The 21424-nt window shown below is 72.3% G+C and carries 21 protein-coding genes; 12 read left to right on the top strand and 9 right to left on the bottom strand.

All coding sequences use genetic code 11. The annotated features are described in order from the left end of the window. Positions 1 to 101: 101 nt before the first annotated feature. From A4E84_RS37425 to A4E84_RS37405, 5 genes are all read left to right on the top strand, one after another. Positions 102 to 2141, top strand: a complete 2040-nt coding sequence (locus A4E84_RS37425; RefSeq protein WP_062930794.1) for a bifunctional rhamnulose-1-phosphate aldolase/short-chain dehydrogenase — start codon at positions 102 to 104, stop codon at positions 2139 to 2141. Further along, positions 2138 to 3586, top strand: coding sequence for a rhamnulokinase (locus A4E84_RS37420; RefSeq protein ID WP_062930793.1), 1449 nt, complete (start codon positions 2138 to 2140; stop codon positions 3584 to 3586). The genes A4E84_RS37425 and A4E84_RS37420 overlap by 4 nt, the downstream gene beginning before the upstream one ends. A 70-nt stretch (positions 3587 to 3656) precedes the next feature. Continuing rightward, positions 3657 to 4412 carry a (Fe-S)-binding protein gene (locus tag A4E84_RS37415; protein WP_062930792.1) on the top strand — a complete coding sequence of 252 codons (756 nt, stop codon included), beginning with the start codon at positions 3657 to 3659 and terminating at the stop codon, positions 4410 to 4412. Beyond that, positions 4409 to 5887 carry a LutB/LldF family L-lactate oxidation iron-sulfur protein gene (locus tag A4E84_RS37410; protein WP_062930791.1) on the top strand — a complete coding sequence of 493 codons (1479 nt, stop codon included), beginning with the start codon at positions 4409 to 4411 and terminating at the stop codon, positions 5885 to 5887. The genes A4E84_RS37415 and A4E84_RS37410 overlap by 4 nt, the downstream gene beginning before the upstream one ends. Further along, complete coding sequence (locus A4E84_RS37405; RefSeq protein ID WP_062930790.1) at positions 5884 to 6519, top strand: LutC/YkgG family protein; 636 nt, start codon at positions 5884 to 5886, stop codon at positions 6517 to 6519. The genes A4E84_RS37410 and A4E84_RS37405 overlap by 4 nt, the downstream gene beginning before the upstream one ends. Position 6520: 1 nt before the next feature. On the opposite strand, the gene A4E84_RS37400 is transcribed toward A4E84_RS37405, so the two are convergent. Then, on the bottom strand, positions 6521 to 7315 hold the full coding sequence (locus A4E84_RS37400) for an SDR family NAD(P)-dependent oxidoreductase (protein ID WP_062930789.1): 795 nt from the start codon (positions 7313 to 7315) through the stop codon (positions 6521 to 6523). Positions 7316 to 7473: 158 nt separating this feature from the next. Between A4E84_RS37400 and A4E84_RS37395 the strand changes: the two genes are divergently transcribed. After that, positions 7474 to 8259, top strand: a complete 786-nt coding sequence (locus A4E84_RS37395; protein WP_062930788.1) for an ABC transporter ATP-binding protein — start codon at positions 7474 to 7476, stop codon at positions 8257 to 8259. Between the two features lie 4 nt (positions 8260 to 8263). Next, the gene (locus A4E84_RS37390; protein ID WP_062931797.1) at positions 8264 to 9574 is read left to right on the top strand and encodes an FtsX-like permease family protein; all 1311 of its coding nucleotides are present in this window, start codon (positions 8264 to 8266) and stop codon (positions 9572 to 9574) included. 37 nt (positions 9575 to 9611) lie between these two features. Here A4E84_RS37390 and A4E84_RS37385 read toward each other — a convergent pair whose 3' ends face one another. Further along, complete coding sequence (locus A4E84_RS37385; protein ID WP_062930787.1) at positions 9612 to 10166, bottom strand: TetR/AcrR family transcriptional regulator; 555 nt, start codon at positions 10164 to 10166, stop codon at positions 9612 to 9614. A 144-nt stretch (positions 10167 to 10310) separates the two neighbouring features. Here A4E84_RS37385 and A4E84_RS37380 point away from each other — a divergent pair, with 144 nt between their 5' ends. Both A4E84_RS37380 and A4E84_RS37375 read left to right on the top strand, forming a co-directional pair. Next, positions 10311 to 11168: an AAA family ATPase gene (locus A4E84_RS37380; RefSeq protein ID WP_062931796.1), complete on the top strand. Its 858-nt coding sequence runs from the start codon at positions 10311 to 10313 to the stop codon at positions 11166 to 11168. Next, entirely contained in the window at positions 11165 to 12523 is a 1359-nt protein-coding gene (locus A4E84_RS37375) for a vWA domain-containing protein (RefSeq protein WP_062930786.1), read from the top strand. Before A4E84_RS37380 ends, A4E84_RS37375 begins: the two co-directional genes overlap by 4 nt. Here the strand turns inward: A4E84_RS37375 and A4E84_RS37370 are convergent, their stop codons facing one another. The 6 genes from A4E84_RS37370 to A4E84_RS37345 form a co-directional block, all read right to left on the bottom strand. Next, positions 12524 to 13228 carry an SDR family oxidoreductase gene (locus A4E84_RS37370; RefSeq protein WP_062930785.1) on the bottom strand — a complete coding sequence of 235 codons (705 nt, stop codon included), beginning with the start codon at positions 13226 to 13228 and terminating at the stop codon, positions 12524 to 12526. A gap of 99 nt (positions 13229 to 13327) precedes the next feature. After that, complete coding sequence (locus tag A4E84_RS37365; RefSeq protein WP_062930784.1) at positions 13328 to 13933, bottom strand: dihydrofolate reductase family protein; 606 nt, start codon at positions 13931 to 13933, stop codon at positions 13328 to 13330. A gap of 85 nt (positions 13934 to 14018) precedes the next feature. Continuing rightward, positions 14019 to 14660: a hypothetical protein gene (locus A4E84_RS45025; protein WP_063827543.1), complete on the bottom strand. Its 642-nt coding sequence runs from the start codon at positions 14658 to 14660 to the stop codon at positions 14019 to 14021. Between the two features lie 134 nt (positions 14661 to 14794). Continuing rightward, the gene (locus A4E84_RS37355) at positions 14795 to 15154 is read right to left on the bottom strand and encodes a cupin domain-containing protein (protein ID WP_062930783.1); all 360 of its coding nucleotides are present in this window, start codon (positions 15152 to 15154) and stop codon (positions 14795 to 14797) included. 60 nt (positions 15155 to 15214) lie between these two features. Continuing rightward, positions 15215 to 16195, bottom strand: a complete 981-nt coding sequence (locus A4E84_RS37350) for a pyridoxal-phosphate dependent enzyme (RefSeq protein WP_062930782.1) — start codon at positions 16193 to 16195, stop codon at positions 15215 to 15217. Further along, the gene (locus tag A4E84_RS37345; RefSeq protein ID WP_062930781.1) at positions 16192 to 16872 is read right to left on the bottom strand and encodes a helix-turn-helix transcriptional regulator; all 681 of its coding nucleotides are present in this window, start codon (positions 16870 to 16872) and stop codon (positions 16192 to 16194) included. Before A4E84_RS37345 ends, A4E84_RS37350 begins: the two co-directional genes overlap by 4 nt. Before the next feature lie 183 nt (positions 16873 to 17055). Between A4E84_RS37345 and A4E84_RS37340 the strand changes: the two genes are divergently transcribed. The 3 genes from A4E84_RS37340 to A4E84_RS37330 are packed head-to-tail and all read left to right on the top strand — an operon-like array spanning position 17056 to position 19696. Then, on the top strand, positions 17056 to 17976 hold the full coding sequence (locus A4E84_RS37340) for a metal ABC transporter solute-binding protein, Zn/Mn family (RefSeq protein WP_062930780.1): 921 nt from the start codon (positions 17056 to 17058) through the stop codon (positions 17974 to 17976). Beyond that, positions 17973 to 18818, top strand: coding sequence for a metal ABC transporter ATP-binding protein (locus A4E84_RS37335; RefSeq protein WP_062930779.1), 846 nt, complete (start codon positions 17973 to 17975; stop codon positions 18816 to 18818). The genes A4E84_RS37340 and A4E84_RS37335 overlap by 4 nt, the downstream gene beginning before the upstream one ends. Continuing rightward, positions 18815 to 19696, top strand: a complete 882-nt coding sequence (locus A4E84_RS37330; RefSeq protein ID WP_062930778.1) for a metal ABC transporter permease — start codon at positions 18815 to 18817, stop codon at positions 19694 to 19696. Before A4E84_RS37335 ends, A4E84_RS37330 begins: the two co-directional genes overlap by 4 nt. A gap of 7 nt (positions 19697 to 19703) precedes the next feature. On the opposite strand, the gene A4E84_RS37325 is transcribed toward A4E84_RS37330, so the two are convergent. Beyond that, complete coding sequence (locus A4E84_RS37325) at positions 19704 to 21401, bottom strand: amidohydrolase (RefSeq protein ID WP_062930777.1); 1698 nt, start codon at positions 21399 to 21401, stop codon at positions 19704 to 19706. Positions 21402 to 21424 lie beyond the last annotated feature (23 nt).

Raw genomic sequence — 21424 nt, 5'->3', positions numbered from 1 at the left:
CTGCCGGGTTCTGTTTGATTTCGGGCTGCGGGCCGGTTGTGGCTGGTCGCGCAGTTCCCCGCGCCCCTGAACTACACACCCTCCGTTGCAAAGGAACTGTCATGGCTACCCATCCCGAAGCTGCCGCTCTGCTGGCCCGGTCGCACCGGCTCGGGGCCGATCCGCGTAACACCAACTACGCCGGCGGCAACGCCTCCGCCAAAGGAACCGAGACCGACCCGGTCACCGGCGGCGATGTCGAGCTGATGTGGGTCAAAGGGTCCGGCGGTGATCTCGGCACGCTCACCGAGGCGGGGCTGGCCGTACTGCGGCTGGACCGGATGCGGGCGCTCGTCGAGGTGTATCCGGGGGTGGAGCGTGAGGACGAGATGGTCGCCGCGTTCGACTACTGCCTGCACGGGAAGGGCGGGGCCGCTCCGTCCATCGACACCGCGATGCACGGGCTGGTAGAGGCCGCGCACGTCGATCATCTGCACCCGGACTCGGGGATCGCGCTCGCCTGCGCCGCCGACGGGGAGAAGCTGACCGCCGAGTGCTTCGGGGACAGTGTGGTGTGGGTGCCGTGGCGGCGGCCCGGGTTCCAGCTCGGGCTGGACATCGCCGCCGTGAAGAAGGCCAACCCGCAGGCCATCGGGTGCGTCCTCGGCGGACACGGGATCACCGCCTGGGGTGACACCTCCGAGGAGTGCGAGCGGAACTCGCTGCACATCATCCGGACCGCCGAGACGTTCCTCGCCGAGCGGGGCAAGCCCGAGCCCTTCGGTCCGGTGATCGAGGGGTACGCCGCGCTGGGCGCCGCAGAGCGGCGGGAGCGGGCCGCCGCGCTCGCCCCGTACGTGCGGGCCGTCGCCTCGCAGGACCGGCCCCAGGTCGGGCACTTCCACGACTCCGAGGCCGTGCTCGACTTCCTCGCGAGTGCGGAACACCCGCGGCTCGCCGCGCTCGGGACCTCCTGCCCGGACCACTTCCTGCGCACCAAGGTCCGGCCGCTGGTGCTGGACCTGCCGCCGAGCGCGCCGCTCGACGAGGCGATCGCCCGGCTGAAGGAGCTGCACGCCGAATACCGCGAGGAGTACGCCGCCTACTACCGGCGGCACGCCGAACCCGACTCCCCCGCCATGCGCGGCGCCGACCCGGCGATCGTGCTGGTGCCGGGCGTGGGCATGTTCTCCTTCGGCAAGGACAAGCAGACAGCCCGGGTCGCGGGCGAGTTCTACGTCAACGCCATCAACGTGATGCGCGGAGCCGAGGCCGTCTCCACCTACGCGCCGATCGAGGAGTCCGAGAAGTTCCGGATCGAGTACTGGGCGCTGGAGGAGGCCAAGCTCCAGCGGATGCCGAAGCCCAAGGCGCTGGCGACCCGGGTGGCGCTGGTGACGGGTGCCGGGAGCGGCATCGGGAAGGCCATCGCGCACCGGCTTGTCGCCGAGGGGGCGTGTGTGGTCGTCGCCGATCTCAACGCGGAGAACGCCGAGGCCGTCGCCGAGGAGCTGGGCGGGTCGGACAAGGCCGTCGCCGTGACGGTGGACGTGACCTCGGAGGAGCAGATCGCCGAGGCGTTCCGGGCGGCGGTGCTGGCCTTCGGCGGGGTGGACCTCGTCGTCAACAACGCGGGCATCTCGATCTCCAAGCCGCTGCTGGAGACCTCCGCCGAGGACTGGGACCTCCAGCACGACATCATGGCGCGCGGGTCCTTCCTCGTGTCGCGGGAAGCGGCCCGGGTGATGACCGCCCAGGAGCTGGGCGGTGACATCGTCTACATCGCCTCGAAGAACGCCGTGTTCGCCGGTCCCAACAACATCGCCTACTCCGCCACCAAGGCCGACCAGGCCCATCAGGTGCGCCTGCTCGCCGCTGAGCTGGGCGAGCACGGCATCCGCGTCAACGGGGTCAACCCGGACGGTGTCGTGCGCGGGTCGGGGATCTTCGCCGGCGGGTGGGGCGCCAAGCGGGCCGCCGTGTACGGGGTGGAGGAGGAGAAGCTGGGTGAGTTCTACGCCCAGCGGACCATCCTCAAGCGCGAGGTGCTCCCCGAGCACGTGGCGAACGCCGTGTTCGCGCTGACCGGTGGGGACCTCACCCACACGACCGGTCTGCACATCCCCGTGGACGCCGGCGTCGCGGCCGCCTTCCTGCGATGAGCGCCGCCGTGAAGTCGTACGCCGCGGTCGACCTCGGCGCGTCCAGCGGGCGCGTCATGGTCGGCCGCGTCGGCCCGGACAGCCTGGAGCTCGCCGAGGCGCACCGTTTTCCCAACCGGCCCGTACGGGTGCCCGAGGGGCTGCGCTGGGACGTGCTCGGGCTGTATGCCGGAGTGCTGGACGGGCTGCGGGCGGCGGGTCAGGTCGACTCCGTCGGCATCGACAGCTGGGCCGTGGACTACGGGCTGCTGGACGCGGACGGGGCGCTGCTCGGCAACCCCGTGCACTACCGGGACCCCCGGACCGAGGGGGTCGCGGAGAAGGTGTGGGCGACCGTGCCCGCCGAGGAGCTGTACGCCGCCACCGGGTTGCAGTACGCCCCGTTCAACACCCTGTACCAGCTCACCGCCGCCCGCTCCACGGCCCAGCTCGGCGAGGCCCGGCGGCTGTTGCTGATGCCGGACCTGCTGACGTACTGGCTGACCGGCGAGCAGGGCACGGAGCTGACCAACGCGTCCACGACCCAGTTGATCGATCCGCGCACCCGCGACTGGGCGTACGACGTCGCCTCCCGGCTCGGTATCGACCTGGGCCTGTTCGCGCCGCTGCGGCAGCCCGGCGATCCGGCGGGGCTGCTGCGCGGCGAGGTGCTGGAGGAGACCGGGCTCGCCGGTCCCGTGCCGGTGACGGCCGTCGGGTCGCACGACACCGCCTCCGCGGTCGCCGCCGTACCGGCCTCGGGCGAGCGGTTCGCCTACATCTGCACCGGCACCTGGTCGCTGGCCGGTCTGGAGCTGGACGCGCCGGTGCTGACCGAGGAGAGCCGGGCGGCCAACTTCACCAACGAGCTGGGGCTGGACGGCACGGTCCGCTACCTGCGGAACATCATGGGGCTGTGGCTGCTCCAGGAGTCCGTGCGGGCCTGGGGCGACCCGGATCTGGGGGCGCTGCTGCTGGAGGCGTCCAAGGCTCCGGCGCTGCGGTCGGTCGTGGACGCGGGGGACGCGGCGTTCCTCGCGCCGGGGCGGATGCCGGAGCGGATCGCCGAGGCGTGCCGGCTCTCGGGGCAGCCCGTGCCCGAGACGCCGGCCGAGGTGACGCGCTGCATCCTCGACTCCCTCGCTCTCGCCCACCGCAAGGCCGTCCAGGACGCCCAGCGGCTGGCCGGACAGGCGGTCGACGTCGTACACGTGGTCGGCGGCGGCACGCGCAACGCCCTGCTGTGCCAGCTGACCGCCGACGCCTGCGGGCTGCCGGTGGTGGCGGGGCCGACCGAGGCCGCCGCGCTCGGGAACGTCCTCGTGCAGGCGCGGTCACACGGGCTGGTCGGCGACATGACCGGGATGCGGCGGCTGCTGGTGAACACGCAGCCGCTCACCCGGTACGAGCCCCGGGGCGGGACCGAGCGGTGGCGCGCCGCGCAGGCCCGGCTCGCCGGGGACTGACGAGGTCTCCCCCGCCTCTTGTCCCCGGACTACGCTTCACTCATCCGATGACCGACCACAAGGAGCCGCGATGCGTGTCGCCCTGTTCCTGACCTGCGTCAACGACACGCTCTATCCGGACACCGGGCGTGCCGTGGTGAAACTGCTGACCAGGCTGGGCGTCGACGTCGACTTCCCGATGGCGCAGACCTGCTGCGGGCAGGCCCACTACAACACCGGATACCGGCACGAGGCCGAGCCGCTCGCCCGGCATTTCTCCGATGTCTTCGGCGAGTACGAGGCGATCGTGACACCGTCCGGGTCGTGCGGGGCGATGGTGCGGGAGCTGTATCCGCGGATGGGTGAGCGGGCCCGGGCCGAGGGGCGGGGCGACACCCTCGCGGCGACGCTGGCGCCGGTGGTGCCCAAGACGTACGAGCTGACCGAGTTCCTGGTCGACGTGCTGGGCGTGACGGACGTCGGGGCGTACTACCCGCACACGGTGACGTACCACCCGACCTGCCACGGGCTGCGCGGACTCGGACTCGGTGAGCGCCCTCGGCGTCTGCTGCAGGCGGTGAGGGGGCTGGAGCTCGTCGAGCTGCCGGGGGCCGACGAGTGCTGCGGGTTCGGCGGCACCTTCGCGCTGAAGAACTCCGACGTCTCGGCGGCGATGGGCGCCGACAAGGTGCGCAACGCCGAGTCGACCGGCGCCGAGGTGCTGTGCGCGGCCGACAACTCCTGTCTGATGCACATCGGCGGGACGATGGCCCGGCTGCGGACCGGCATGCGGCCGGTGCACATCGCGGAGATCCTGGCGAGCACGGAGGAGGAACCGGCCCCATGAGCGGGACATATCTCGGGATGCCGGCGTTTCCGGAGGCCGCGCGGGAGGCCGTGGCGGACACGACCCTGCGCGGCAATCTGCGGCACGCCACGCACACCATCCGCGCCAAGCGGGCGAAGGCCGTCACGGAGGTGTCCGACTGGGCCGAGCTGCGCGAGGCGGGCAAGCGGATCAAGGACCACACGCTGCGCCATCTCGACCGCTACCTCGTGCAGGTGGAGGAGACGGTCACGGCGGCGGGCGGCATCGTGCACTGGGCCGCCGACGCGGGCGAGGCCAACGAGATCGTGACCCGGCTCGTGAAGATGACCGGCGAGACAGAGGTCGTCAAGGTCAAGTCCATGGCCACGCAGGAGATCGGGCTCAACGAGGCGCTGGAGGCCGAGGGCATCCACGCCTACGAGACCGACCTCGCCGAGCTGATCGTGCAGTTGGGCAAGGACCGGCCCTCGCACATCCTCGTCCCCGCAATCCACCGCAACCGGGGCGAGATCCGGGACATCTTCGCCCGTGAGATGAGCGAGTGGGGCCGGCCCGCTCCCGAGGGCCTGACCGACACACCGGCCGAACTCGCCGAGGCCGCCCGCCTGCACCTGCGGGAGAAGTTCCTGCGCGCCAAGGTGGGCATCTCCGGCGCCAACTTCATGGTCGCCGAGACGGGCACGCTCGTGGTCGTGGAGTCCGAGGGCAACGGCCGGATGTGCCTGACCCTGCCCGACACGCTGATCTCGGTGGTCGGCATCGAGAAGATCGTGCCGACATGGCAGGACCTGGAGGTGTTCCTGCAGACCCTCCCCCGCTCCTCCACGGCCGAGCGCATGAACCCCTACACCTCGACGTGGACCGGCACCACGGACGAGGACGGTCCGCAGAACTTCCACCTGGTGCTGCTGGACAACGGCCGCACCGACACCCTCGCCGACGAGGTCGGCCGGCAGGCACTGCGCTGCATCCGCTGCTCGGCGTGCCTGAACGTGTGCCCGGTGTACGAGCGGGCCGGCGGCCACGCCTACGGCTCGGTGTACCCGGGCCCCATCGGCGCGATCCTCAGCCCCCAACTGCGGGGCACCGGCAGCGAGATCGACGCCTCGCTGCCGTACGCGTCCTCGCTGTGCGGGGCGTGCTACGACGTGTGCCCGGTCGCCATCGACATCCCGGAGGTCCTGGTGCATCTGCGGGAGCGGGTCGTCCAGGGCGGGGAGGTCACCCGCGAGGGCAACAAGGTGGTGCTGCGGCCGGCGAAGGGGCACGCCGCCGAGCGGGCGGCGATGCGTGCGGCCCGCTGGGCCTTCACCCACCCGGGCGCGCTCCGCACGGGCCAGCGTGCCGCCTCCAGGTCCCGCCGCTTCCATCCCCGGACGCTGCCGGGCCCGGGCAGGGCCTGGAGCGAGACCCGGGATCTGCCGCCGGTGCCGACCGAGCCGTTCCGGGACTGGTGGCAGCGGACTCGTGGCGGGAAGGACGGGGACAGGTGAACAGCAGGGAACGGATCCTGGGACGGGTGCGGCGCGCGCTGGCGGACGCGTCGGCCGACGAGGCGCCGATCGCGCGGGACTATCTGCGCGAGCACGGGCAGCGGACCGCCGCGCAGACGGTGGAACTGCTGGCCGAGAACCTGGCGGACTACCGGGCGGTCGTGCACCGCACCGACGAGGCCGGCCTGCCCGCACTGATCGCGGGACTGCTGGAGAAGCGCGGTGCGGCGTCGGTGCTGGTGCCGTCCGGGCTGGACGAGGGCTGGCTGGCGGCGACCGGCGTGACGCGGGTGGCGGACCGGGCCGAGAGCACCCCGGACGAACTCGACCGGGTGGACAGCGTCGTGACGGCCTGTGCGGTCGCCGTCGCGGAGACCGGGACGATCGTCCTGGACGGCTCGCCCGACCAGGGGCGGCGCCGCATCACTCTCGTCCCGGACCATCACGTCTGCGTCGTACGGGTGCCGGAGCAGGTCGTGTCGTCCGTGCCGCAGGGGCTCGAACGCCTCGACCCGGCACGCCCGTTGACGTGGATCTCCGGGCCGTCGGCGACCAGTGACATCGAGCTGGACCGGGTGGAGGGGGTGCATGGTCCGCGCACGCTGGAGGTGATCCTGGTGGGCGGCGCATGACTCAGGGCAGGATCGAGTCGACGTAACCGCCGTCGACCCGCAGGGCACCGCCCGTGGTCGCCGAGGCGTGGTCGGAGGCGAGGTAGACGACCATGTTGGCGATCTCCTCCGGCTCGATCAGCCGCTGAAGCAGCGACTGCGGCCGGTGCTGCCGCATGAACGAGCGCTGGGCTTCGTCCCAGGGCAGGTCGCGGTCGACGAGCTGGTGGACGAAGTCCTCGATGCCGCCCGTGTGGGTCGGGCCCGCGATGACCGAGTTCACCGTGACGCCGGTGCCGGCCGCCTGCTTGGCGAAGCCCCGGCCCACCGCGAGCAGGGCGGTCTTGGACATGCCGTAGTGGATCATCTCGGCGGGGACGACGACCGCCGAGTCGCTGGCGATGTACTGGACACGCCCCCAGCCGCGCCCGGTCATGCCGGGCAGGACGAGCCGGGTCAGGCGCACGGCCGACAGGACGTTCACGTCGAAGTAGCGGCGCCACTCCTCGTCGCTGATCTCCAGGGGGTCGGCGGACTCGAAGACGCCGAGGTTGTTGACGAGGACGTCGACCTGCCCCAGCGCGTCCACCGCCTGCCGGGCGCCCTCTTCGGTGGTGACGTCGGCGGCCATGGGCACCGGGGCGGCGCCGGGCACCTCGTCCCGCATCCGGTCCACGGCCTCCTGCACACGGCCGGGCGTGCGGCCGTTGACGCCCACCCGTGCGCCCGACCGGGCCGGCCCCGCGGCGATGGCGGCGCCGATGCCCTGGGTGGAGCCGGTGACCAGAGCGGTGCGGCCCTTCAGATCGATCCGCATGCCGTGTCAGCCCTTTCCGTACGGGAGCGACCGAGTACCCGCGGGGTGTCACTGGGTACACCCCGGAGCACGGGTTCTGCGGCCCGTGTGGCCGGGTCCCCTTCTCCGTAGCGTCGAGGGCGAGACACAGGGCGTGTCGGACGAGGGGGAGGACGACGATGTTCCGCACCGGACCACGACAGGACCAGGACCAGGGGCCGGCGGCCGAGGCGCTGCGGCTGGTGAAGGTGACCAAGACGTACGGGAGCGCCGACAGCGCCGTGACCGCCCTGGACGGGGTGACGCTCGGCCTGGAGCGCGGCACCTTCACCGCGGTGATGGGGCCGTCGGGCTCCGGGAAGTCCACCCTGCTGCAGTGCGCGGCGGGTCTCGACCGGCCCGACAGCGGGATCGTGCGGGTGGACGGCACCGAGCTGACGGGCGGGGGCGAGGCCGAGCTGACGAGGTTCCGGCGCGGCCGGATCGGGTTCGTGTTCCAGCAGTACAACCTGCTGGAGACACTGACCGTCGCGCAGAACACGGTGCTTCCGCTGAAGTTGGCCGGGCGGCGCGTGGACCGGCGGCGGGTCCGGGAGGTGCTGACGTCCGTGGGGCTCGGCGACCGGCTCGGGCACCGGCCCGGGCAGCTCTCCGGCGGGCAGCGCCAGAAAGTGGCGATCGCCCGGGCCCTGCTCACCGAACCGCGGGTGATCTTCGCGGACGAGCCGACGGGCGCGCTGGACACGCGCAGCGCGCGGGGTGTGCTGCGGCTGCTCCAGGACGCGGTGCGGGTGCACGGCCGGACCGTGGTGATGGTGACGCACGATCCGGTCGCCGCGTCCTACGCCGACTCCGTGCTGTTCCTCGCCGACGGCCGGCTGGCCGGGCGGATGGACGCCCCGACACCGGACGCGGTCGCCGAGCGGCTGGCACACCTGGGCGATGACGTGCCGGCGGGGGCGTGAGGTCATGTTCCTGCTGGCGATGCGGTCGATCCGACAGCGGCCCGGGCGGTTCCTCGCGACCCTGCTGTCCGCGTTCCTGGGCGCGGCGATCATCATGACGTTCAACGCGATGCACGACACGGCCGGGCAGCCGGGCGTGGACGCGGTCAGCTCGGAGACGCTCTCCACCGCCGCGGGCGTGGTCGGCGGTTACGGCACTGTGCTGGTGTTCTTCGCGATCGCTTCGACGCTGACGGTGAACGTGCGGCAGCGGGCCGCCGAGATGGAGCTGTTGCGCTGCTCGGGGGCGACTCCGGGGCAGATCAAGCGGATGGTCGTGGGCGAGGCGGTGGCCGTGGCGCTGACCGGCGCGGCGCTGGCCATCGGGCCCGCGATGCTCGGCGGCCGGGCCCTGCTGGAGGTGTTCCAGGACAGCGGTCAGGTCGCGCGGTCGGTCGAGTTCGACTTCGGGCCCGTGGCCTTCCTGACCGGCTTCGACATCACGCTGCTGGCCGCCGCGGGCGCCGCGTTCCTCGCCGTGCGGCGGGCGGGCGGCCGGAGCCGGCGGCGGAGCCGGGCGCGGACGGTGCCGGCTTACGCGGCGCTGGTGGCCGGCGCCGCGGCGGTGACCTCGACGTTCGCCTTCTCGGCGAAGGACGCCGCGCTGATGGCGCCGCCGGCGTACGGGGCGATCCTGCTGTCCGTCGGGTGCGCTCTGAAGGCGCCGCAGCTGCTGGCGGCCGTGCTGGACCGGCTGCCGCTGGGGGGTGCGAGCGGCTGGCTGGCGGTGCGCAATCTGCGGGAGCGGGCCGGGCAGCTCGCCGGGATCCTGATGTCGCTGATCCTGTTCACCTCGGTCGCCACGGCGACGCTGACCATGCAGGCGGTGGAGAGCGACGCCGTCGCGGCCTCGGGGGCGGTGAAGTCGGTCGACGCGAAGAACCTGGAGACGCTCAACTTCACGGTGGTCGGCGTCATCGTGGTCTTCGTCTGCGTCATGCTCGTCAACTCCCTATATGCGGCGACCAGTTATCGCGTGCGGGAGTTCGGGCAGCAGCGACTGGCCGGGGCGACTCCCGGGCAGGTGCTGGGCGTGGTGGGCGCCGAGGGGCTGGTCCTGACGGTCGTCGGTGTCTTCTTCGGCACGCTGGCGGCGCTGGCGGGGATCGTCCCGTTCACCGTGGTCCGTACCGACGCGGTGGTGCCGGAGCAGGCGTTCGGCGTGTGGCTCGCGGTCGTGGCGGTCTGCGCGGCCGTCACGATGGGAACGGGTCTTGCCACGGCCCGGCGGGCGCTGCGCACGCCGGCGGTACGGGCGGTGGCGACGGCCGCGTGAGTGACGAAGGGGGCAGTCGCTTCGGCGGCCGCCCCCTTCACCGCGTGCCGGAGGCGTCCAGCAGCGCGGTGACGGTCGTCGTGGTCAGGCCGTCCAGCGTCTCGATCCCGGCCCCGGCCCGGGCGCTGGCCCCGTCGAACACCAGCATCAGCTGACGGGCGAGCAGCTCCGCATCCCGCGCCCCGCCCTCCTCGGCCCGCGTACGGAAGAAGCCCAGCAGCCACTCCTTCGCCCCGCGGGCGACGACGCTCGCCGGGTGCTCGACCAGCGCGGCGAGACAGGGGCAGCCCCGGTAGGCGGGCTCGGCCGAGGTCTTCTCCAGCCGTTCGAAGACGTACAGGATCCGCTCGCGCGGGCTGCCCGGCTCCTGCGGGCCGGGCGCCAGCCGCTCCTCGTACTCCGGGAGCCGGCGGGCCAGGCTCGCCGCGAGGACCTCGTCCTTGCTCGCGAAGAGCTGGTACATGGACCGCTTCGAGACCCCGGCGCTCCGGCACAGCGTCTCGACACCGAGGGAGACGCCCTCGCGGTAGAACAGCTCGGCCGCCGCGTCGAGGATCCGGTCCCGGGTGGACGCGTTGTCGGTTGTGGCCATACGCGCGCGAGTACCTCGCCCCCACCGCCGGGGAAACCGATCGGTTTTACCGCCTGCCCGCTCGGGAACCCCGTGACAGCATCGGTGAACAAGCGCTTAGATAGCGTCGTGTCCGTCCCCGACGCCGCCGTCCTGGAGGCCCCGTTGTTCACATCCGTCGACGACGTCTCCGCGCGCCTCGCCGAGACCGGCTACCTCGCCTCGCCCGCCGTCGCCACGACCGTCTTCCTCGCCGACCGCCTCGGCAAGCCGCTGCTGGTGGAGGGCCCGGCCGGCGTCGGCAAGACCGAGCTCGCCAAGGCCGTCGCCGAGGTCGCCGGCGCACGGCTGGTCCGCCTCCAGTGCTACGAGGGCGTCGACGAGTCCCGCGCCCTGTACGAGTGGAACCACGCCAAGCAGCTCCTGCGTATCAGCGCGGGCCGCGACGAGACGTGGGACGAGGCCCGTACGGACATCTTCAGCGAGGAGTTCCTGCTCACGCGGCCGCTGCTGACCGCGATCCGGGGCGACGACCCGAAGGTCCTGCTGATCGACGAGACCGACAAGGCGGACGTCGAGGTGGAGGGCCTGCTGCTGGAGGTGCTCAGCGACTTCCAGGTGACCGTCCCGGAGCTCGGCACCATCACGGCGACGCGCCGCCCCTTCGTCGTCCTCACCTCCAACGCCAGCAGGGAGCTGTCCGAGGCGCTGCGCCGTCGCTGCCTCTTCCTGCACATCGGCTTCCCCGACGAGGAGCTGGAGCGCCGGATCGTCCGGCTGAAGGTGCCCGGCCTCGACGAGGCGCTGGCCCGCTCGGTCGTCCGGGTCGTGGGCGCGCTGCGGGCGATGGACCTGCGCAAGGTGCCGTCGGTCGCCGAGACCGTCGACTGGGCGCACACCCTGCTCGCGCTGGGGGCCGTCTCGCTGGACGAGACGGTCGTGCAGGCCACCCTCGGGGTACTGCTCAAGCACCAGGACGACGTCCTCAAGGCCTCGGCCAAACTCGACCTGGACGCCCTGTGACGACGTCGGCGGGCGTCGCCGAGCGGCTGACGTCCCTGGTCGGGGCGTTGCGTGCGCACGGCATGCGGATCGGCACCGGGGAGAGCGTGGACGCGGCCCGGGCGGTCGAGGAACTCGGCTTCGCGGACCGGGAGCTGCTGCGCGAGGGGCTGGCGGCGACGCTGCTGCACGGGCCCGGCCAACGGCAGGTGTTCGACCCGGTCTTCGACCTCTACTTCCCGCGCGGCGTCGGCGGCCCGGAGCAGCGGGCGGCGGGGCGGGAGGACCTGCGGGACCGGCTGGCCGACGCCCTGACCGCCGACGACCAGGCGATGCTGGGCCGGCTGGCGATCGAGGCGGTCGACGGTTTCGGCAGCTACGGTTCCTCGCCGGAGTCGGACGGCTGGTCGTCGTACCAGACGCTCGAACGGCTGCGGCCGCAGACGCTGCTGGCCCGGGTGCGCGACAGCGTCCGGGGCCAGGGCGGGAGCACGGGGTTCGCGGACCGGCTCCTGGAGGACGAGATCCGGCGGCGCATCGACACCTTCCGGGCCATGGTGGCGGCCGAGGCGCGGCGGCGGGTCGCCGAGCGGCGTGGCCGGGACGAGATCGCCCGGCGGGCGGTGGCCCCGACCGCCGACCGGGTCGACTTCCTGTTCGCCGGGCAGGACCGGCTGGCCGAACTGCGCAGGACGGTGCAGCCACTTGCCCGCAAGCTCGCGACCCGGCTGGCGGCCCGGCGCCGTCGTGCCTCCCGGGGCTCGATCGATCTGCGGCGGACCTTGCGCGGTTCGCTGTCGACGGGCGGGGTGCCGATGAAGCCGGTGCTGCGCAGACGGCGTCCCATGCGCCCCGAACTGGTGCTGCTGTGCGATGTGTCGGGGTCGGTCTCCGGCTTCTCCGACTTCACGATGCTGCTGGTGCAGGCGCTGCACGACCAGTTCAGCAAGGTGCGCGTGTTCGCCTTCGTCAACCGGATCGACGAGGTGACGGGGCTGCTGGAGCGCGGCAGGGCCGACCCGGAGGGGCTGAGCAGCCGCATCCAGGTGGAGGCGGCGGTCACGGGCTATCACGGGAGCAGCGACTACGGCATGGCGCTGGGCGAGTTCGCCGAGCGGTACGCGGACGCGGTCGGCTCCCGCACGACCGTGTTCGTCCTCGGTGACGCCCGCACGAACCGGAGCGATCCCAACCTGCCCGCCGTGCGGCAGATCGCCGAGCGCGCCCGCCGCGTCCACTGGCTCAACCCCGAGCAGCGCTCCCGCTGGGGCACGGGCGACTCCGTCGCGCCCGCCTACGCCGAGCTGGTCGAGATGCACGAATGCCGCAACGCCCGGCAGTTGAGCGCACTGGTGGCGCGGCTGCTGCCGGTGTGATCAGGCGGCGGTGAGCTGCGGGTAGAGGGCGGCCGGGTCGGCCGCAAGACCGGCCTTGACCTGCCGCGAGAGCTCGTCGGCCAGGACCTCGTAGGCACCGGACGCGATGCCGTCGAGGGCCTGGGCCGCGACGGAGCCGGCCGTGGACTTGGGGGCGTCGACTCCGACGGTCATGTCCGTGTCGACGTAGCCGACATGGAGGCCGGTGACGTCGATGCCGCGCGGCTTCAGGTCCAGGCGCAGCGAGTTGGTCTGCGACCAGAAGGCGGCCTTGGAGGCGCTGTAGGAGCCGGCGAGGCCGATCCAGGACAGCACGGAGTGGACGTTGAGGATGTGGCCGCCGCCGTTGCGCTCGATGACGGGGACGAAGGCCCGGGTCACCAGGAGCGGCCCGTAGAAGTTGGTCTCGAACTCGCGGCGGACGTCTTCGACGGGCGAGTCGAGGAAGTTCGCGTTCACCGACGCACCCGCGTTGTTGATGAGCAGGGTGACGTCCTGTGCCTGCTCGGCCGCGGCGGCGACGGACCCGGGGTCGGTCACCTCCAGGGCCAGCGGCACGGCGTCGGGGTGCGTGACGGTGCGCGGGTCGCGGGCGGTGGCGTACACCTTGCGCGCGCCCCGCTCGTACAGGGCCTCGACCAGCGCCCGGCCGATGCCGCGGCTGCCGCCGGTGACCAGGGCGACGGAACCTTCGATGGCGGTCATGGGAGTGCTCCTTCGTTCGCGCACAGCTCGGAAACCGATCGGTTTTCCATACCGGGAAGCGTAAACCGATCGGTTTCCGAACGCAAGGGGAACGGGGTCTCAGTAGCTGTCGTAGCCGGGCTTGCCCGCCGGCCGGTAGACGCCGACGACGGTGCCGCTCTTCGTCGTCGCGACACTGACCGGCTCCAGAGCGGTGGGGACCGCCCCGTCGGCGAAGAGCCGCTTGCCGGTGCCGATGATCACCGGGTGGATGGTCAGCCGGTACTCGTCGGCCAGGTCGTGCCGCATGAGCGTCTGAGCGAGGTCGCCGCTGCCGACGACGTTGATGTCACCGCCGTCGGACGCCTTCAGCTCGCGCACGGCGTCGGTGACGTCGCCCTCCAGCAGCGTGGAGTTCTCCCACTCCAGTGACGTCAGGGTCCGGGACGCCACGTACTTGCGCATGCTGTTCATCCGCTCGGTGAACGGGTTGCCGGGATCGGCGGTCGGCCAGTACGCCGCGAAGATGTCGTACGTCTTGCGGCCGAGCAGCATCGCGTCGGAGGACTCGTACCAGCCGGCGATGGCCGCGCCGACCTCGTCGTCGGACACCGGCTTCTGCCAGCCGCCGTGCTCGAAGCCGCTCTCGGCGTCCTCGTCCGGACCACCCGGCGCCTGCATGACGCCGTCGAGCGACAGGAACGTGCAAACGATGATCTTGCGCATGGTGCGCTCCCTTCATGTCGACGGGTGGACTGCGCGACCACCGGGAACTCATCGGGGCCGCGACCACCCCACCGGTCCTGTCACGTCACCGCTTGCGCTGCCCCGGCACGAACGGGCCGGTCGCGGGAGCCACGCACATGTCGACGACCGTCCTGGTGCCGGCCGCGGAGCCGGCCATGCAGAGCCGTCCTCCGCGGTCGCGCAGGTCGAGGGAGAACCGCGTGGTCGTGCCCGACCGCCGGAGGCCGTGGATGCGCTCGTCGATGTAGCCGAGATCGTTCAGAATCGTTCTGACCTCGGTGGGCGTGGGACTCTTCAGGTCCCAGAGGGCTTCGGTCACGCGCTGCTCATGGCGGTGCCCCGCGCACCAGTCACGGGCGTTCAGCTCCACCTCCGGACCGGCCGTGGGGGCGATGGGCACGACCGCGCCGCCCGGCGGTGTCTCCCCCGCACCGGACGGCAAGGTGGTCGCGGGCTCGGAGGTGGACGCACGCGTAGGGCCGTCGGCGGCGCAGGACTCCGCGACCTCGTCCAGCATCTTCGAGAAGGCCGCACGAGGCCGGTCCCCGACGCCGCCTGCGGGACGGTTCAGGTCCGCGTCGGTGCCGGCGCTCTCGGTGCCGCATGCGGCGAGTCCCACGGTGGCGACAACCGCCGTGACGAATGCGATGCGCGAGCGGCGCAGGGTGTGGGCGGCCGTGCCGACCAGCTCGGAAGGTCGTCTCATGTGCCAAGTATTCGAGCGGACGACGCCGGCATGAGTGTGCCTACCTAGGTGAGTGGGGGTAGCCACTCAGCCTCGGTCCGGCCGGTCGGCGGGCGCGAGCACGGGCACCGGTCCACCCGCCGACGAGGCACGCTCTAGTCCTTCTTGGCGTACTCCTTGGCCATGCTGCCCGCGAAGTCGTAGACCACGCACTGCTCGTCGCCGACGACCCAGGCGTCGTGGCCGGGTGCGCAGACGAACACGTCGCCCGGGCCCACCTCGGTCTCGGCGCCGTCGTCCATCCGGATGTGCATACGGCCCGAGACGACATAGCCGTTGTGGTGGATCCGGCAGCTGTCCGTCCCGGCGATGGGGGCCACGGATTCGGACCAGCGCCAGCCCGGTTCGAAGGTGGCCACGGCGAAGTCCAGTCCCGTCATGTGGACGGCTTCCAGGTGACCTCGGGGGTAGTCGCGCCGCTCGTCCGGCTTGTCGAGCGTCTTCACCTCAAGCATGACGCTCCTCCTCGGTGAGGGTGTGCTTCCATCGTCCGTCCGCCCGAGGAGCCGCGCCAATCAGCGCGCGCCGCTGCGGCACAGCTCGGCGAAGCGCCCGGCGTCGATGTTGCCGCCGGAGATGATCACGCCGACCCGGCGCGGCAGTGCGCCCGCCCGGCCGTTGATCAGGGCGGCCAGCGGGGTGGCGCCGCTCGGCTCGACGACGATCTTCAGGCGTTCGAAGGCAAAGCGCATCGCGTCCCGGATCTCGTCGTCGGTGACCAGCACGACGTCATCGAGGAGCCGCCGGTTGACCGAGAAGGTCAGCTCCCCGGGGGTGTGCAGGGCCTGGCCGTCGGCGATGGTGCGCGGGACCGGGATGCTGACGCGCCGGCCCGCCTCCAGCGAGCGCTTCGTGTCGTCCCCGGTCTCCGGCTCGACGCCGACGGCCCGGATGGCGGGGTACAGGCCCTTGGCGGCCGTTGCGCTGCCGGCCATCAGCCCGCCGCCGCCGACCGGCGTCAGCAGCGCACCGAACTCCCCGACCTCTTCGAGCAGTTCGAGAGCGGCCGTGCCCTGTCCGGCCATGACGTGCGGATGCTCGTACGGCGGGATGAGGGCGAGGCCGCGCTCGGCGGCGAGGGCCTCGGCGATGGCGACGCGGTCACCGGTGTAGCGGTCGTACGTGACGATCTCCGCGCCGTAGCCGGCGGTGGCCGCCCGCTTCGACGGCGGGGCGTCCTCCGGCATGACGATGACGGCGGTGGTGCCCAGCTCGCGGGCGGCCAGGGCGACGGCCTGGGCGTGGTTGCCGGAGGAGTAGGCCGCGATGCCCCGGGACAGCTGCTCGGGGGTGAGGCGGGAGGCGGCGTTGTAGGCGCCGCGGAACTTGAAGGCGCCCACGCGCTGGAAGTTCTCGCACTTGAGGAAGATCTCGGCGCCTGCGAGCGCGTCCAGGGTGCGGGAGCGCAGTACGGGCGTGCGGTGGGCGACGCCCTTGAGCCGGGCGGCGGCGTCCCGGACGTCGTCGAGGGTGACCGGTGGGGTGGTGGTCGTCACGCGGTTCCTCCGGGGGAAGTGTCGTGGGCCGCCCGGGCCCGGGACAGGTAGTTGTAGGCGGAGGCACGGGAGATGCCGAGCCGGGCGGCGACCTGCTCGACAGCGCCGCGCACGGCGAAGACACCGCGGGTGTCCAGACCGCCGAACAGCTCCACGCGCTCCTCCCGGCCGAGCTCCGCCCAGCTGCCCCGCTGCCGCGACTGGTGGGCGTCGAAGAGGGCGTCGACCACGGAGTCGATGTCGTTGCCGAAGGTGGTGGTCGGCAGCTCCGCCGGGGCGGCGCCGAGCCCGGCGAGCGCGCCGAGCAGACCGTGGACCTGGGTGACGGCACCGACGTCCACGTTGACGCAGAGGGCGCCGAACACGGCTCCCGTGGAGTCGCGCAGAACGATCGTCGAGGACTTCACCTGCCCCCCGTCACGGGTGCGGGTGACGTAGTTCAGTTCGTCGGCCGCCTCGTCGCCGCGGGCGAGGACGCGCATGCCGATCTCGCTCATCGCGCCGCCGACCGCCCGCCCCGTCACCGAACCGGCCACGGCGACCACCGACTTCTCCGGGTTCCGGTAGTCGTGCAGCACGACCTCGCACACCGGCCCGAAGGTCGCGGCGATGCCCTCCACGACCGGCGTCAGCGCGGCCAGGATCGCGTCCCGCTCGGCGTTCGTCCCGCTGCTCATCCCGTCTCCTCTCACACCCACCACCTTAGACCACAAGTCCAGCACTTGGATAGACAGTCCAATCAATCCCCAACAGTTGGCAATGGTTTTCACATGACTTCGGTCATGATGCGCTTCTGACATTCATTCCCATCTAGCGTGATCCCTGCCGAACCCCCGGTGCCCGCCCGTCCTGGAGGAGCCATGTCCCTGTCCACATCCCGCCGCCTCGCGCTGCTGACCAGCGCGTCACTGGCCCTGCTCGCGGGCTGCGGCAGCTCGACGGACTCCGCCGACGCCAAGAGCGCACCGGCCCGGGTGGCCGTGGTCGCCTCCACGAACGTCTGGGGCGACATCGCCCGGCGCATAGGCGGCGACCGGATCGACGTCACCTCGGTCATCGGCGACCCCGACCAGGACCCTCACTCCTACGAGGCCGACCCCCAGAACCAGCTGGCCCTGTCCAAGGCGAAGGTCGTCGTCGAGAACGGCGGCGGCTACGACGACTTCGTCGACCGCATGCTCAAGAGCGGGCACAACGACTCCGCCGAGGTGATCAACGCCGTCGAGGTGTCCGGCAGGACCGCGCCCGAGGGCGGGGAGCTCAACGAGCACGTCTGGTACGACTTCCCCACCGTCGCCAAGGTCGCCGACCGGATCTCCGCAGCCCTCGCCAAGGCCGACCCGGGCGACGCCGGCGCCTTCGGGAAGAACGCCGCCGCCTTCAAGGCGAAGCTCGTGCCGCTGGAGGCGAAGGAGGCGCGGATCAAGAAGGCGCACGGCGGTGCGGGCGTCGCCATCACCGAACCCGTGCCGCTGTACATGACCGAGGCGAGCGGCCTGGTGAACCGGACGCCCGCACAGTTCAGCGAGGCGATCGAGGAGGGCGACGACGTCTCCCCGCGCGTCCTCCGGGAGAGCCTCGCACTGTTCAGCGGCAAGAGGGTGAAGGTCCTCGTCTACAACGAACAGACCTCCGGCCCGCAGACCGAGAAGGCCGAGGCGGCGGCCAAGGCGGCAGGCATCCCCGTCGTGCCCGTGACGGAGACCCTGCCGAAGGGCAAGGACTACCTCGGCTGGATGACCGGCAACGTCGACGCGCTCGCGAGCGCGCTGTCCCAGTGACGCCGATACCCCGGCAGGACGGCACGCCGGTCGTCGCGCTGCGCGCAGCCGCCCTGTCCTACGGCGAGCGCGAGGTGTGGAGCGGTCTCGACCTGGAGGTACGGCCCGGGGAGTTCCTGGCCGTGCTGGGCCCGAACGGTGCGGGCAAGACCAGCTTCGTCCGGGCCCTGCTGGGCCGTCAGCCGCTGTCCGCGGGCACGCTGACGGTCCTCGGCGGGCCCCCGCGTCAGGCCGCCCGGCACATCGGCTACATACCGCAGCAGGCGGCGCTGTCCGCGCAGGCCATGCTGCGCGCCCGCGACCTCGTACAGTTCGGCATCGACGGCCACCGCTTCGGGCCGCGGCGGCGCACCGGCCCGGTCCGCCGCCGGGTGGACGAGATCCTGGAGTCGGTCGGCGCCTCGGCCTACGCCGACGTCCCGCTCGGCATGCTCTCCGGCGGCGAGCGGCAGCGTGTGCGCATCGGGCAGGCCCTGGCGACCGACCCCAGCCTCCTGCTGTGCGACGAGCCGCTGCTGTCGCTCGACCTGAACCGCCAGCGGGCCGTCACCGAGCTGATCGACGCCCGGCGCCGCTCCCACGGCACGGCGGTGGTGTTCGTGACGCACGAGATCAACCCGGTGCAGGGCCTGGCCGACCGGGTGCTGTACCTGGCCCGCGGCGGTCACCGCGTCGGCACCCCGGACGAGGTGCTGACCTCCGAGTCGCTGTCCCGCCTCTACGGCACCCAGGTCGACGTGGTGCGCGTCCGGGGCCGGGTGGTGGTGGCCGGAGCACCCGACGAGACGGCTGTCCCGCCGCACCACCCCGGACTTCAGGAGAAGGACGGAGTGCGCTCATGACACTCGCCGACGGGATCTGGCACCAGATCTTCGACTTCACCGACTACGGCGAACTCCTCGCCCTGGTCCGCAACTCCCTCGTCGCCGGCGTGGCGCTGGGTCTGGTGGGCGGGCTGGCCGGGGTGTTCGTCCTGATGCGGGACCTGCCGTTCGCGGTGCACGGCATCAGCGAACTGTCCTTCGCGGGCGCGTCGGCGGCACTGCTGCTGGACACGAACATCGTGGCAGGCTCGATCGTCGGCTCGCTCCTCGCGGCCGGCGCCATCGGCGTCCTCGGGACACGGGCCCGGGACCGCAACTCGGTGATCGGCATCATCATGCCGTTCGGCCTGGGACTCGGCGTGCTCTTCCTCGCCCTCTACAAGGGCCGGGCGGCCAACAAGTTCGGGCTGCTCACCGGGCAGATCGTGGCCGTGGACACCCCGCAGATGTCGTGGCTGCTCGGCACCTCCGTCCTGGTGCTGGTGGCCCTGGCGGTCATGTGGCGTCCGCTCGCCTTCGCCAGCACCGATCCGGACGTGGCCGAGGCTCGCGGGGTGCCGGTGCGTGGGCTGTCCTTCGCGTTCATGCTGGTCCTCGGGCTCGCGGTCGCCCTGTCGGTACAGATCGTCGGCGCGCTGCTGGTGCTGTCCCTCGTCGTCACCCCGGCCGCGGCGGCCGCCCGCGTCACCGCCTCGCCCGTGCTGCTGCCCGTGCTGAGCGTGCTGTTCGCCGTGGCCTCGATCGAGGGCGGCATCCTGCTGGCCCTGGGCAGCAGCGTCCCCATCAGCCCCTACGTCACGACGATCTCGTTCACGCTCTACGCGGTGTGCCGGGTGGCCGGCCGGTACCGGAACCGGCGGTGGGGGGCGCGGCGGACGGCGGTGCGAACGGCCTGAGCAGGGCTCACCGTTCGAAGACGACCTGCCCGTCGAACACCGTGAGATCCACCTGCACCTGCGTGATCTCGTGCGGGTCGAGATCGAGCAGCGGCCGGTCCAGGACGCACAGGTCGGCGGCCCGGCCCGGTTCCAGAGTGCCCTTCCAGCCGTCGGCGAAGTCCTGCCAGGCGGCGGTGGACGTGTAGGCCCGCAGGGCGTCGGCGAGCGGTACGCACTGCTCGGGGCCGCTCGGGCGGCCGCTGGCCTTGGACTCGCGCAGCATCATCGAGGCCACCCCCTGACGCCAGTCGGGCTCGGTGATCGGCGCGTCGGAGCTGGCGCAGACCCGTACCCCGGCGTCGAGCGCGGAGCGCACCGGCCACTGGTAGGCGGAGCGTTCGGGGCCGACGACCTCGTCCATCAGGTCGGAGATCGTCCACTTGATGGCGGGGTTCATGTTGACGCCGTAGCCGTGCGCGGCGAGCTTGGCGAGGCTGCCGGAGCTGATGAAGTCGCCGTGGATCACGTAGTGGCGGGCGTCGGGGCGGGGTGCGGCCGTGTTCGCGGCGAGGAATGCGTCCACCACGAGGTCGATGGCCCGGTCGCCGGTGACGTGCACGCCGAGCTGGAAGCCGGCCTCGTGGCCGAGCCTGATCATCTCGCGCAGTTCGTGCACCTGGAGTGCGGGCGTGTCACCGTGCACGCACAGGGCACCGTGACCGCCCTCCGGGTACGGCTCGCTCATCCAGGCCGTGCGGTTGGGCGGCACCCCGTCGGCGAAGATCTTGACCCCGATGGCCCGCAGCAGCCGGGGGTCGGCCGACTCGGGGCGGCGCAGTTCGGCCAGCCCCTTGCGGACGTCGTCGGCGGAGCCGCCCATGGGGGCGGGCAGCAGCAGGACGCTGACGCGGGCCTGGAGTTCTCCGCTCGCGGCGAGGTCGGCGTAGGCGGTCCAGTTGTCGGTGCTGAGGCCGCCGAAGAGGGAGCCGGCGCCGCCCGGGCCGAGGCCGGGCTCGGTGTAGCTGGTGATGCCGCGGGAGTGCAGCTCGCGGATCACGCCCTGGACGGCCCGGCGGCGCTGGGCCTGGGTCGGGGTGGGCAGTTCGGCCTGGACGAGCCGTCCGGCGGCTTCCCGCAGGATGCCGGTGGGACGGCCGTCGGGGTCGTGGTCGATGACACCGCCGGGCGGGGCCGGGGTGCCGGCGCCGAGGCCGCAGCGGCGCAGCGCCTCGGAGTTGACCCACACCATGTGCGAGGAGAAGTCGGTCAGGCAGACCGGGTGGCCGGGGGCCACCGCGTCCAGGTCCCGCCGGTGCGGGAAGCGGCCCGGGTCGGCGAGGCACTCGGCGAGGTAGCCGGGGTCCCAGCCCAGGCCGATGATCCAGTCGCCCTCCGGGGTCTCGTGTGCCGCTCGGCGGACGACCGCCGCGATGTCGGCGATGGAACCGACCGACGGGTGGCCGACGTCGAGGGCGAACGGCGGTTTCGTCATGCCGTAGGCGGCTCCGTGCAGATGCGAGTCGTTGATGCCGGGCAGCACGGTCCGGCCACCCAGTTCGACGATCCGGGTGCCTGGACCGGCCAGGGCGCGCATCTCCGCGTCGCTGCCGACGGCGAGGATGTCCCGGCCGCGCACGGCCACGCCCTCGGCGACGGAGAACCCGGCGTCGACGGTGAGGACCTGACCGCCGGTCAGAACGAGCGTGGGAGCGGTGTCGCTCACGGATGACCTCATTTCAGTGGGGT

Source organism: Streptomyces qaidamensis (assembly GCF_001611795.1).
GTDB classification, from domain to species: domain Bacteria; phylum Actinomycetota; class Actinomycetes; order Streptomycetales; family Streptomycetaceae; genus Streptomyces; species Streptomyces qaidamensis.
The sequence above is the reverse complement of the archived record's forward strand: the minus strand, read 5'-3'. Positions and strand labels throughout refer to the sequence as shown.